Annotated in this window: 11 protein-coding genes; 8 read left to right on the top strand and 3 right to left on the bottom strand. The window is 37.2% G+C overall.

Going from position 1 to position 12719, the window contains the following annotated elements:
- Positions 1-133: 133 nt before the first annotated feature.
- Entirely contained in the window at positions 134-1153 is a 1020-nt protein-coding gene (locus ACFFIS_RS15280) for a LacI family DNA-binding transcriptional regulator (RefSeq protein WP_390188225.1), read from the bottom strand.
- A gap of 668 nt (positions 1154-1821) precedes the next feature.
- Between ACFFIS_RS15280 and ACFFIS_RS15275 the strand changes: the two genes are divergently transcribed.
- From ACFFIS_RS15275 to ACFFIS_RS15260, 4 genes are all read left to right on the top strand, one after another.
- Positions 1822-2127, top strand: a complete 306-nt coding sequence (locus ACFFIS_RS15275) for a metal-sensitive transcriptional regulator (RefSeq protein ID WP_390188224.1) — start codon at positions 1822-1824, stop codon at positions 2125-2127.
- Positions 2128-2145: 18 nt separating this feature from the next.
- On the top strand, positions 2146-4530 hold the full coding sequence (locus ACFFIS_RS15270; protein WP_390188223.1) for a heavy metal translocating P-type ATPase: 2385 nt from the start codon (positions 2146-2148) through the stop codon (positions 4528-4530).
- 179 nt (positions 4531-4709) lie between these two features.
- Positions 4710-4916: a copper chaperone CopZ gene (gene copZ, locus ACFFIS_RS15265; RefSeq protein WP_320381091.1), complete on the top strand. Its 207-nt coding sequence runs from the start codon at positions 4710-4712 to the stop codon at positions 4914-4916.
- A gap of 553 nt (positions 4917-5469) precedes the next feature.
- The gene (locus ACFFIS_RS15260) at positions 5470-6468 is read left to right on the top strand and encodes an SDR family oxidoreductase (RefSeq protein ID WP_390188222.1); all 999 of its coding nucleotides are present in this window, start codon (positions 5470-5472) and stop codon (positions 6466-6468) included.
- 353 nt (positions 6469-6821) lie between these two features.
- Here ACFFIS_RS15260 and ACFFIS_RS15255 read toward each other — a convergent pair whose 3' ends face one another.
- Positions 6822-7271: a hypothetical protein gene (locus tag ACFFIS_RS15255; protein ID WP_320381092.1), complete on the bottom strand. Its 450-nt coding sequence runs from the start codon at positions 7269-7271 to the stop codon at positions 6822-6824.
- 265 nt (positions 7272-7536) lie between these two features.
- On the bottom strand, positions 7537-8235 hold the full coding sequence (locus ACFFIS_RS15250) for a DUF421 domain-containing protein (RefSeq protein WP_390188221.1): 699 nt from the start codon (positions 8233-8235) through the stop codon (positions 7537-7539).
- Positions 8236-8390: 155 nt separating this feature from the next.
- Between ACFFIS_RS15250 and ACFFIS_RS15245 the strand changes: the two genes are divergently transcribed.
- From ACFFIS_RS15245 to splB, 4 genes are all read left to right on the top strand, one after another.
- The gene (locus ACFFIS_RS15245) at positions 8391-9140 is read left to right on the top strand and encodes an acyl-[acyl-carrier-protein] thioesterase (RefSeq protein ID WP_390188220.1); all 750 of its coding nucleotides are present in this window, start codon (positions 8391-8393) and stop codon (positions 9138-9140) included.
- 208 nt (positions 9141-9348) lie between these two features.
- Positions 9349-11130 (top strand): cation:proton antiporter, encoded by a 1782-nt coding sequence (locus tag ACFFIS_RS15240; RefSeq protein WP_390188219.1) that lies wholly within the window; start codon positions 9349-9351, stop codon positions 11128-11130.
- 213 nt (positions 11131-11343) lie between these two features.
- The gene (locus tag ACFFIS_RS15235) at positions 11344-11595 is read left to right on the top strand and encodes a transcriptional regulator SplA domain-containing protein (protein WP_390188218.1); all 252 of its coding nucleotides are present in this window, start codon (positions 11344-11346) and stop codon (positions 11593-11595) included.
- Complete coding sequence (gene splB, locus ACFFIS_RS15230; RefSeq protein ID WP_390188217.1) at positions 11588-12616, top strand: spore photoproduct lyase; 1029 nt, start codon at positions 11588-11590, stop codon at positions 12614-12616. The genes ACFFIS_RS15235 and splB overlap by 8 nt, the downstream gene beginning before the upstream one ends.
- Positions 12617-12719 lie beyond the last annotated feature (103 nt).

The following is a 12719-nucleotide window of genomic DNA, read 5'->3' as shown; positions in this document are numbered from 1 at the left end:
TAAAAGGTATCCAATTATTGTCTCCCGTCGTTAGGTTTAGCGTTAAACTAAACGTTTAAAAAAATAAGGGAGAAGTTTCTATCATTTCCTTTTTATAAAGTTTAACGTTAAACTCAAGGAAATAATAACATATTTACTTCTCAAAATCAATATTTTTTACTGATTCTCTTTCTACTAAATGAACAGGTAAGTTAATCCCACTTAATTCAGTTTCTTTTTCCATCAGTACTTTTAACAATATATGGGCTGCTTCTTGACCTTTGGTTGTAATATCTTGATGAACAGTTGTTAACTTAGGGGACGTAAATTGAGAAATAGAAAGATTATCGAATCCTACAACTGAGATATCATCTGGTATTGCAATACCCTTATTTTTTAATGAGTCCATCACTTCAATTGCTAAGAAATCTGCAGTAAATACTAATCCAGTAATGAAATCCTTCTTTTTAACGATTTCATCACTAAATGTATCCATATTCATTTTGTCTTTATTGTACCGGAAGAGTAAGTTTTCATTTATTTCAATATGATGTGCTTTAAGGACATCTACATAACCAAGATATCGTTGCTCATCCACACCACCTAGTATTTGCGAATAAGACACGAAACCAATATTTTTATGTCCATTGGCAATTAAATGCTCAGTTGCAATTTGGAAACCATTCCTGTCATCAATTCCAACTGTATAAACTCCCGCTTCATTTGGTGTAACAGTATCAATTAATACGATAGGTGTGTCAATATTTTCCTTTAGATGACTAACCTCATTAGGAAGGATACCTAAAATAATTACCCCTGCTGTCCGCCAGGTTTTAATGATTAAATAGATTTCTTCTAAGGTTGATACAGATTGGACTAATAAATAATAGTCGTTTTCTTTTAAAACTTTATCAACACCTGCAAGTACTTCTGTATTAAAGGGGTTTTCAAATAGATTCCTTTCACCTTTCCGATTCTGATATAAGATAAACGCAATGAGCTTTGAAGAATTATTGACCAATGATCTAGCACTCATATTAGGCGTATAATTGTATTTATTAATTATCTCGAGTATTTTCTTTTCCGTTTTTTCAGAGACCTTGGATTTTCGCTTGTGAATGACATTAGAAACGGTCATAATACTTACATTTGCTTCCTTAGCAATATCTTTCAATGTAACAATCGTTATCTTCTCCTTCCCAAAAAGCTGGCCTAATCCTAGGTTTTAAATTATCATTCGCCTAATAAGGGACCGGCCCTGAACGAATCATGATGTATCTAACCTAGATTTTTAAAGCCTTTATATTAATTAGAGCTAGTAATGACATTTTATAAGTAATGATACCAATTGTAAATTTATTTAAGCACCAGTTTAATGAAAAGTAAGTTCCTTCCTATTATAAATAGTTTTATACATAACATACATACTAAAGAAAACAAAACGAGAGAGCAATAAGATATATCACGATAAATTAATTGCTCCTTCTTTTTACTTTTATCCCGCATTAACTGGCTGTAAGACCCCCCACTTCAAGAATTCGAGTATAATCCAAGAAATGTAAGTGGGGGATCAACAGCCAGTAAAAGCCCGATTCTGTTTAACTAACATTCAGTGGGGGAGATAGGGAAACCCCCACTGAATGAAGTTTCACTTTATAAATATTTGAGGAGATAAGAAAGATACCCACTTTTATACATATTGCTTTACAAAATTACGGTGGGGGGGTATAGTATATATAAAGAAATTGATAAACCGTAAAAACATACAGTATTTTAAATGAATGATAAAAAATAATAAAAATTGGGGTGATAGACATCCCGAATGAAGAAAGGGTGATTTATTTGGCAGATCAGTATCTTCATGATCAACCGATTAAGCCGCGCACGGATTCTGAAAAGCAAGCCGTTATTAATCGTTTAAAGCGAATAGAAGGCCAAGTGCGTGGAATACAAAAAATGATAGAAGAAGATCGCTATTGTGTTGATATTTTAGTACAAATTAGTGCGATAAATGCAGCACTAAAAAAAGTAGGCTTCTCTGTGACGGAGCGTCATATGAAGCATTGTGTTACACATGCTGTTAAATCTGGAGAAGGAAATGATGCGATGGAAGAATTACTTGAGGTTATGAAACAAATTTCCAAGTAGTGGAAGGAGGGTCCCAATATGAGTGAGGCAAAGAAACTTACTGTTGGCATTACAGGTATGACATGTGCAGCTTGCTCCACACGCGTAGAAAAAGTTCTAAATAAAATGGATGGTGTTGAAGCAAAGGTAAATTTAACGACAGAAAAGGCAAGTATTGCTTATGACCCGAATGTTTCAAATGTGGAAGCCATCCAATCAAAAATTGAAAAGCTCGGTTATGGTGTTCAAACGGAAAAGGCTGAATTAGATGTGATGGGTATGACATGTGCAGCTTGTTCCACGAGGATTGAAAAAGTGCTGAACAAACAAGAAGGAATCACGCATGCAACAGTTAACCTAACAAATGAATCAGCTTCCGTAGCATACAATCCAGGATTGATGAGCGAAGAAGAGATTGTAGAAGTTATCCAAAGATTGGGTTATGACGCCAAGCCAAGAGCGGATAAGGCAGAAAAACAATCACAAAAAGAACAGCAATTGAAACGGATGAGAACGAAGTTAATTATATCAGCACTACTTTCTGTCCCGTTATTAATTACGATGTTAGATCATTTGCTAGGGATCCACATTCCTGACATCTTTTTAAATCCATGGTTCCAATTTGCGCTCGCTACACCAGTACAATTTATCATCGGTTGGCAATTTTATGAAGGGGCATATAAAAACCTTCGTAGCGGTAGTGCGAATATGGACGTGTTAGTTGCCTTAGGTACGAGTGCTGCATATTTTTATAGTTTATATGAAGCGGTCCAAACAATTGGTAATGCAGGATATATGCCACATCTTTATTTTGAAACAAGTGCCATTTTAATTACACTTATTCTATTTGGAAAATATTTAGAAACAAGTGCTAAAAGCAAAACAACACAAGCTATTTCCAAACTATTAAATTTACAAGCAAAAGAAGCACGTATTTTACGAGATGGAAAAGAACAGATGATTCCGATTGAACAAGTTACCGTTGGAGACCATTTAATTGTAAAACCTGGTGAAAAAATCCCCGTTGATGGTATCGTTAAAAAAGGTAGAACATCTGTAGACGAATCGATGATTACCGGTGAGTCGATTCCAATTGAAAAAGCTACTGATTCTGCAGTTATCGGTGCAACGATTAATAAAAACGGTACAATCGAAATGGAAGCAACAAAGGTTGGTAAAGATACTGCGCTTGCTTCAATCGTGCAAGCTGTTGAAGATGCCCAAGGTTCAAAAGCACCGATTCAGCGGTTAGCGGATGTTATTTCTGGATATTTCGTACCGATTGTTGTTGGAATTGCGCTTATTACATTTATTGTTTGGATTACACTTGTTGCACCAGGTAATTTTGAAACTTCCTTAGTTGCAGCAATTGCTGTCCTCGTCATTGCCTGTCCGTGTGCGCTTGGATTAGCAACACCAACTTCGATTATGGTTGGTACAGGAAAAGCTGCGGAAAATGGTATTCTTTTTAAAGGTGGCGAACATCTTGAAAGAACACACCAATTAAATACGATTGTGTTTGATAAAACAGGAACGATTACAAAGGGAAAACCAGAAGTAACGGATTTTTCGGCTGATGACAACATCTTACAATTATTAGCTAGTGCCGAAAAAAGCTCTGAACATCCATTAGCTGAGGCAATTGTTTCTTATGCAATAGAAAAGAGTATTCCATTAATAGATGTAGACGACTTTGTTGCGATACCCGGACATGGTATTCAGGCTGTTATTTCCGAGCAACATGTTCTTGTCGGAACACGGAAATTAATGAAAGATCATCATATTAATGTGGATGCGATTGAAGAAGAGCTAGCAAAATATGAAGTCGAAGGAAAAACAGCGATGATCATCGCTGTTGATGGCAAATATGCTGGTGTCATTGCGGTCGCGGATACGATTAAAGAAACTGCAACTGAAGCAATACAGCAATTAAAAACTGCAGGTTTAGATGTGGTCATGCTAACAGGTGATAATGAAAGAACTGCACAAGCAATTGCCAAACAAGTTGGCATTGATCATGTAATCGCGCAGGTACTACCAGAAGATAAAGCGGATAAGGTAAAAGCAATTCAACAACAAGGTAAAAAAGTCGCCATGGTTGGTGATGGTATTAATGATGCACCTGCACTAGCAATTGCAGATATTGGCATTGCAATTGGCACGGGAACAGAAGTGGCAATTGAAGCTGCAGATGTCACCATTCTTGGTGGAGAACTATTGCTCATACCAAAGGCAATTAAAATTAGTCATGCAACAATCAAAAATATCCGCCAAAACTTATTCTGGGCATTCGCTTATAACAGCGCAGGCATCCCTATTGCCGCAGCCGGATTACTTGCACCATGGATAGCAGGTGCAGCCATGGCATTTAGTTCTGTTAGTGTTGTGACAAACTCACTTCGGTTGAAGCGTGTGAAAATATAAATCCCTTAAAAGGTATTTTCCAAAAGTAAAGTCACACTTCATTGCATTGCACAAATAGAAGTTGCATGATGTAAGGAAGCGTCCATACGAGTAAATGAGATATGTTGAATTGAAGTAAGTGAGTCTTTACAATGAAAGTAATACGAAATAATAATACGAATATATGAGGAGGAAAAAATATGAAAGCAACAATAAATGTAAAAGGAATGAGCTGTGGTCATTGCGTTTCATCCGTCAATGGAGCACTTGAACAATTAGATGGGGTAGACGCTGTAGAAGTTTCCCTAGAGACTGGTAAAGTCGACGTTTCATACGATGAATCAAAAGTAACATTGACACAGCTACAAGATGCAATAGAAGAACAAGGATACGATGTAGTGAAATAGTTGAGGACAGGCTGGTTTCCCCATTCATTTGGGTGAGGAACCAGCCTTTTTGTTTTGTTAAAGTTTTTAATTCGGTTGGCAACATCAATGATAAGCAAGTGTGAGCATCAACACGATTTGTTCAATTAACAATCGGTAGGTGACGTGCGAAAATCCCCGCTGATTGAAGTTTTGCTTTATCTTACGGTTTAGGCGTATGGATAAGCATTATTGATGAACCTAAATGAATGGGAAGTATGGTTTGTATTGTGGATTTGTATAGAAGGGTGGCCTCATTCCGATGAAGGGTAATTGAAATGTATCTTGTAAATACCTCACAGGGACCCTCTTTGTAGATTGATTGATCAATAGATTAGATACTTTTGGGCTAAATTGGAAAGGCAAAAGCTCCTCCCCCTTTCTCATCAACAGATTGTTGGCTTCAAAATGCTTCCTCTTTAGTAACGTATGCAATACATACAACGTCTGGTCCGATATTTTTAAAAACTATAGACAGTAGCACATATCTGGGCCTTCCTTCATAAACTGTGAAAGGAAATGGGGTGGTTTTTTTATGTCAAAGGAAAAAGATGGACGGCAGCATGCACAACATGAGCAAGATCTTCAGGAAATTAGACAATATCAAAAATGGTTTACAGATCATATGCAAACGGATCCATATCCGCTCTATCCTAATTATGGAAAAATTACAGCGTATAAAGAGGTGCCGTTAAGTAATCCAGAACAACGCCAATTACGTCAACCAGGGGTCGAGGGTGTGATGGTACCGAAGCCGATTATTGAAAATCCTAATTATCGTGGAAGTGGGAAATTACAGGAACGAGTGGCGTTAATTACGGGCGGGGATAGTGGAATGGGGGCAGCGGCGGCTATATTGTTTGCAAAAGAGGGCGCAGATGTTGCAATTTCTTATTTGGATGAGCATGAAGATGCAAATCGCACAAAGGATAGAATTGAAGAACTTGGGCGACGATGTTTATTATTGCCGGGTGATTTGCGTGAAAGAGAACAATGTAAAGAAATCGTAGGAAAGACAATAGAAACCTTTGGAAAACTTGATATATTATGTAACCATGTTGGTATTCAATTCCAGCAAACCGACTTGTTAGATATAACGGATGAACAGTTTGATGAGACATTAAAAGTAAATATTTACTCTCATTTTTATACAACTAAAGCAGCATTACCATACTTACAACCAGGGAGTTCTATTATTGGAACAACCTCTGTCGTAGCATACGCTGGAGAACCGACATTACTTGATTACGCTATGACTAAAGCAGCTATTGTCGGTTGGACCCGATCACTAGCAAAAAATCTAGCCGATCGTGGAATTAGGGTAAATGCAATAGCACCAGGAAGGATATGGACGCCACTGATTCCTGCTAGCTTTTCAGCTGGAGACAATGCACTTCATGGCCATGGCCTATACGAGCGTCCGGGGCAACCATTTGAAGTTGCACCTACATTTGTTTATCTTGCTTCTGATGATTCCAGATTTGTAACAGGCCAAGTACTCCATGTTGATGGTGGGGAGTCGACGAATTCCTAGCAAATCCCCTACATTAAATGTGGAGCTTATCCAATGTTTGAAGCAACGCTGTTTATCGCGGGTTCATGGACAGTCAGTCACTTTAGAAATCCAGGGGAATGAAAGGGAAATAAAAACAAAGGCCCAACTAACAATCAGTAGGTGAAGTGCGAAGCTCCCTACTGATTGAAGTCTCATCCGATTTTTAATTGACGTCTAAAACTTATGCTTACGCTTATAAAAGTAAGCATAACAATATGAGGGGCATTATAAAAAGGCAGGTGACATAAAATCATGCCTTACCTACCTCAATTCATAAAATAAATCATCTATTATCATGATAATTAAAACTTGCTCACTAGTAATCGATTAAACTATTTTAGAAATTCCTCTTGAAACTCCTCCATATCATAGCCACTTGTATCTACTATGAAATAATCTCCATTTATTTCTTGGAGTATCCATACTTGAATGTAATCATCTCGATTACTTTTAGTTGTAACAAGTGCCCAGTTGTTGTCGAACATGTCATTAAAATGTTCAACAGCCTCTTTGTTAAGAGAACCTTGCTTATATTCTTTTGCTTCAAGATTTTTAATAGATTTTGCTGCTTTTACATCGTCAGTTAAAACATCAATGATTTCATCTAAATCGTCTGGATCGTAGCCTTCTCCCTGTGAAAGTACTTTGTTAAGATAATCCCTATCCTGGTTAAGCGCTGCATTGTATGTATCTTTCACAGTTGATGCTGCACCGCCACCAAAGCAACCTGTAAGAGAAATAAGTAATATTGCTGTTAAAATTGGATACAATAATTTTTTCACCGTTACTTCCCCTTTTTTTATAAAATGTGGAACTGTATTGCATACGATACTAGGTTTACAAGTATTGCAAAATATGAAAAATGATTTAAAATGAACGGGAAAATTATATCATAAAAATAGGTACAAAGTATGATGCGCGGGTAAAATATGGCGGAAAAACGTGTGGTAAAATAATCCAATTGGGGTTAATTAAAAAGCGGTAGATAGACAACGAATGGATAAAAGAGAGCGGTTTTGGCACCCCTCTCCATGCTGAAGCTTCGTTTTAGTCAAGTTTTTCTTCCTTAAAATCAACATACAACGTACCATCCTCCTGTACTTCTGCATAAAACACATTTTCAGGTGAGTCGACACCAGCCATTTGCAGTTGATTTTCAAGCCAAGTTTCGTTTAAATGAAGTTTTGCTAAGTTTGCTGTCATAGCTTGGCCGTCGGAGATAACCCCTGTCGCAATAGGAAATACTTTTTTCTTCGTTATTGTAATACCCGCTTCCTTTTTCGTTACGGGCTGTTTATCTTGCTTTTTCATGACAGAAAGTTTACCATCTGTTTCAAATATAGCGTAATCAACGTCTGCAATGGAAAATACATTTTTCTTTCTAAGTAAAGTGTTTAAGCTATTGATATCTAAGCGTGCATGCCGTAGCTTATCCTCCATAATTTCTCCGTCTTTTATAACGATTAGTGGATCACCAGTAACGAGCTTACGAGCTGTTTCTGATTTGAGGTTAAGCCACCCGAGAACAAGTGTGAAAATGGCCCACCCGATAAGCGCAAATAAGCCGTTTCGAATACTAACTGTACTATCTATAGCAAGCGAAGCACCGATTGTTCCAATAGATATTGCTGAGATAAAATTGAAGAAAGTCATTTGTGATATTTCTTTTCTACCCATCATTCGTGTTAAAATGAGAAGGGTAAAAAAGGAAATTCCAAGACGTAAACATAATGTGGAAAGGGACATGAAAATCTACTCCTTTAGTCTACATAATTGTATTTATTATGGCATTTCATTGAAATAGTTATCCATCAGTAAAACAGTAGCAACTTAAAATATTCAAATTGTTCCATTTGGACAAAGGGAAAATGGGACAAGATAAAATAGGAGTGTGTGTTGATATGACATCGGCTAGTATATATAAAAAGGATTATCATGTTGATTGGGGCGACGTTGATTTTAAAAAAGAGCTAAAACTTAGTACTTTATTTAGCTTTTTTCAGGATGCTTCTAGCATGGCGTCTGAAGAACTCGGTTTCGGAATTGAACATCTACAACAAGATTTTGGTGTTGCTTGGGTTTTGATGAAAATTAGGGTGGATATTGTTCGAAATCCGAAAGTCGGTGAGACAATTACGATAGAAACATGGCCACTAGAGCCAGGTAAAATTGCGTGTGACCGTGATTTTATCGTACGGGACGGAGATAGTAATATTTTAATTCGGGCTATTTCCTCATGGGTTATTATGGACATGCATGAGCGGAAAATTAAAAGAACGAGTACAGTACCCATTGTCTATCCGTTTGGGGAAAATGAACGAGCGATTGAAGGCAAGTTAGGAAAATTAAAGGTAGAAGAACCGCTGGAGGTAGCTTATCAAAAAATGATTGGTTACAGTGACATTGATTTTAATGGGCACTTAAACAACTCTAAATACGTTGATTATATGATGGATTGCTTTCAAGTTGAAGAGCATCAAAAATATAAAGTAAAATCAATTGAAGTACATTTTACGAATGAAGCCTTTCCGGGTGAAGTGATGGCATTACAAAAGGTTATGGTTGGACAAGAAGAAGTTTATATAGAAGGTAAAAATGACCAATCTGAGAAAGTAATTTTTAAATCAAAGTTAATCATTGAGGAAGTATGATAGGACGGTGGTAAGTTTCTTGCCACTGTCCTATGCTTTCTATTTTAGAAAATATCCGAAAACTCCTGTCCCTAAGTTTTACTTAAATGGAGTGGACTACTTCATTAAAACTTATCAGAGGGTTAAACCGAAGTGAATAGGGAAAAGTAAAATTGCTTTCTTAGAATACAAACTTACGATATTTAATTTATTAGAGTTGGTGAAATGTATGGAAAACATAAATCTTATACTTATTGTAACGATTCTAGGAATCGGGATATTGTCACAATGGATTGCTTGGCGTATTCAGTGGCCTTCCATTGTGATTATGTCTATTGCTGGTTTGGTTATTGGACCTGTTCTTGGAGTTGTTAATCCTGGTGAAGCATTGGGGGACTTGTATAGTCCGCTCATTTCTTTAGCAGTAGCGATTATTTTATTTGAAGGTAGTTCAAGTTTAGATTTCCGTGAAATAAAAGATGTTTCAAAGTCTGTATTTCGTATAGTGACAGGTGGAGCATTTATTGCGTGGATTCTAGGTTCTTTATCTGCCCATTTTATTGCAGGTTTAAGTTTAGAGTTAGCCTTTATTATTGGTGGGTTATTTGTTGTGACTGGACCAACCGTTATTATTCCACTTTTAAGAAATGCAAAGCTAAAACAGCGTACCGCAGCCGTATTGAAGTGGGAAGGAATTATCGTTGATCCTGCGGGGCCATTACTTGCACTTTTTGCTTACGAAGTAATTAAAGTAATGACAAAAGTAAATTCTGTGGGCTATTTATTAACATTCTTTAGTGCAGCCTTTTTGGCGATTGTACTGGGATTAATATTAGGCTTCATGATTAGTATGATGGCAAATCGAGGCTTTTTTCCCGAATATCTTAAGGCGCCAATTACATTAACTTTCGTATTACTCTGTTTTACTATTGCAGAAGTAATTATGCATGAAACAGGTATGCTAGCGGTCACCGTAATGGGGCTCACGTTAGGTCGCGCCAAAAAGCATATAAGTGCACTAGGAAATATCAGTCATTTTGTTGAAAATATTTCGGTGATGCTCACATCAACTGTATTTATTTTATTGACTGCTTCTTTAGCAAGGGAGACAATTGGGCAAATCTTTACATTGCCAATTATTGCTTTTGTGCTTGTCATGCTATTTGTTGTTCGACCACTCTCTATTTGGATTCCAACGATAGGAACGGAGTTAACGAAATCGGAAAGGACATTAATTGGTTGGATTGCACCAAGAGGAATTGTTGCCTTAACTGTTGCAGGATATTTTGCTACAACCTTAACAGATGACGGATTTCAAGATGCAGATACACTAGTAGCTTTAACATTCGCGCTAGTCTTTATTACGGTATGTGCGCATGGGTTTACACTTGGACCGCTTGCTAAAAAACTCGGCTTATCGAACCAAGATGAAGAAGGAGTGTTAATTGTTGGGGCTAGTAGTTTCTCTATTGCCTTGGCTTTGAAATTAACGGAATTAGGAAAGAAAGTATTGATTATTGATACTTCAAAGGGCCGACTTCAACCAGCTATTGATCGAAATATACAAACGCATGAAGGGGAAGTCTTATCAGAACATGTACAGTTTGAAGCAGACCTAACACCATATGATATGATATTGGCGATGACGATTGATCCTTCCTATAATGCACTTGTGACCCAGTCCTTTGCTCCCGAATTTGGTTTCAATCAAACGTTTTCGCTTTTTTCGGGTGATGAACAGCGACAAGCTTCTTTACCATCGGCAGTTAAAGCACATCTTTTATTTGATGAGCATGCCGTTTTCACTGAATTAAATCGAAAAATAAATACTAATTACGATATCGTGACTATGGATATGGAGGAAAACCAGGTGATTACAAAAGACACGTTACCTGATGACACGACCCCGCTGTTTGTGAAAAGAAAGAATGAAACGATTGAGTTTATTACACAACGGTCGAGACTGATGTTAGAAGAAGGTGACAAGTTAATCGTTCTCCAACCGAAATAGTATAGAAAAAGATGTGACAAAGTAAAACACATAGCGCCTTCATAATGAAATGGAAAGATAAGCTAAGCCTTCTAAATAAAGGGCTTAGCTTTTTCCATCGCGTTCAATCTTTAACTAATATATATATATCGTGGTGAAATATAGTATGGATACATAACTTTTCCATTTATAAGCCATAATGAGAATAAATACATAGAAATTAGGTGACGAAACATGAGTGAAGAAATTCGCCCAGGAGAAGTTGTGTATCTGATTATTCGTAATCCACATGCTCAAGACGTGGCACATGTGCAGCAGGCAGCAGTTGTAGAGGACCCAGAACGTCCAAACGAACTAGCTTTATTTGTTCATGAGACGTATTATCCGATGTCAGATGAGTTTGCGATTTTCAAAACGGAAGAAGAAGCGGAAGAGGCCTATACAGATGCATTTGGTACACCGGATATAGGAGGGTATAATGGTTAAGCCATTTGTTCCACAGTTAGCATATTTTGAGCCTAGTGCTCTAGAGTATCCATTGGGTCAAAAATTATTTGAAAAGTTTAGTGATATGGGAATCGAAATCCGTAAAACAACTTCACATAATCAAATACGGGATTTACCTGGGGAAAATCACTTCCAAAAATATAGGATTGCGAAATTAACTTTGGTTGTTGGAATCCGAAAAACATTGAAGTTTGATACATCTAAACCATCTGCAGAATATGCTATACCTTTTGCAACGGGGTGCATGGGGCATTGTCATTATTGTTATTTGCAAACGACAATGGGGGCAAAGCCTTATATCCGTACTTATGTAAATGTTGATGAAATCTTTGATGCAGCAGAAGATTATATGATAGAACGAGCACCGGAAATCACACGTTTTGAAGCATCTTGTACGTCGGATATTGTTGGAGTTGATCATTTAACACATACATTAAAGAAAGCAATCGAATACTTCGGTAAGTCGGAACATGGGCGGCTCCGGTTTGTAACAAAATTTGCCCATGTCGATCATTTATTAGATGCGGACCATCAGGGGAAAACACGATTTCGTTTTAGTATTAATGATGACTATGTAATTAAATATTTTGAGCCAGGTACTTCACGCCTCAAGGAAAGAATTGAAGCAGCTGTTAAAGTAGCAGAGGCCGATTATCCACTTGGATTTATCATCGCTCCGATTTATTTACATGAGGGTTGGAAAGATGGGTATCATGAAATGTTTGAACGGCTGGAAGCGGCTTTACCAAAGTTTGCACGAAAGAATTTAACGTTTGAGATGATTCAACATCGCTTTACAAAGCCTGCAAAACGTGTGATTGAGCAAAATTACCCAATGACAAAGCTTGAACTTGATGAATCAAAGCGAAAGTGGAAATGGGGGCGTTACGGGATAGGAAAATATGTTTACACGGATGAAGAGCAAGCGGATATTAAGGAGACATTAGGTGGTTATTTAAAAAAGTATTTCCCGGAAGCGAAGATAGAATATTTCACCTAATATTTCATTTGAAAGTTAGGTTGTAGAGGAACGATGATATCGTGAGCATACAGTGAAGAAAATGGTATAAACCCGCAATGAGGCTAAGTCAAGTTAATAGGGG

The sequence above is a fragment of the Paracerasibacillus soli genome (assembly GCF_042432965.1).
Taxonomy (GTDB): domain Bacteria; phylum Bacillota; class Bacilli; order Bacillales; family Amphibacillaceae; genus Paracerasibacillus; species Paracerasibacillus soli.
The sequence above is the reverse complement of the archived record's forward strand: the minus strand, read 5'-3'. Positions and strand labels throughout refer to the sequence as shown.

Excerpts from the sequence above, each read along its gene's own strand:
- ACFFIS_RS15270 (WP_390188223.1), top strand. The coding sequence starts at position 2,146 with ATGAGTGAGGCAAAGAAACTTACTGTTGGCATTACAGGTATGACATGT.
- copZ (WP_320381091.1), top strand. The coding sequence starts at position 4,710 with ATGAAAGCAACAATAAATGTAAAAGGAATGAGCTGTGGTCATTGCGTT.
- ACFFIS_RS15260 (WP_390188222.1), top strand. The coding sequence starts at position 5,470 with ATGTCAAAGGAAAAAGATGGACGGCAGCATGCACAACATGAGCAAGAT.
- ACFFIS_RS15250 (WP_390188221.1), bottom strand. The coding sequence starts at position 8,235 with ATGTCCCTTTCCACATTATGTTTACGTCTTGGAATTTCCTTTTTTACC.
- ACFFIS_RS15245 (WP_390188220.1), top strand. The coding sequence starts at position 8,391 with ATGACATCGGCTAGTATATATAAAAAGGATTATCATGTTGATTGGGGC.
- ACFFIS_RS15240 (WP_390188219.1), top strand. The coding sequence starts at position 9,349 with ATGGAAAACATAAATCTTATACTTATTGTAACGATTCTAGGAATCGGG.
- ACFFIS_RS15235 (WP_390188218.1), top strand. The coding sequence starts at position 11,344 with ATGAGTGAAGAAATTCGCCCAGGAGAAGTTGTGTATCTGATTATTCGT.
- splB (WP_390188217.1), top strand. The coding sequence starts at position 11,588 with ATGGTTAAGCCATTTGTTCCACAGTTAGCATATTTTGAGCCTAGTGCT.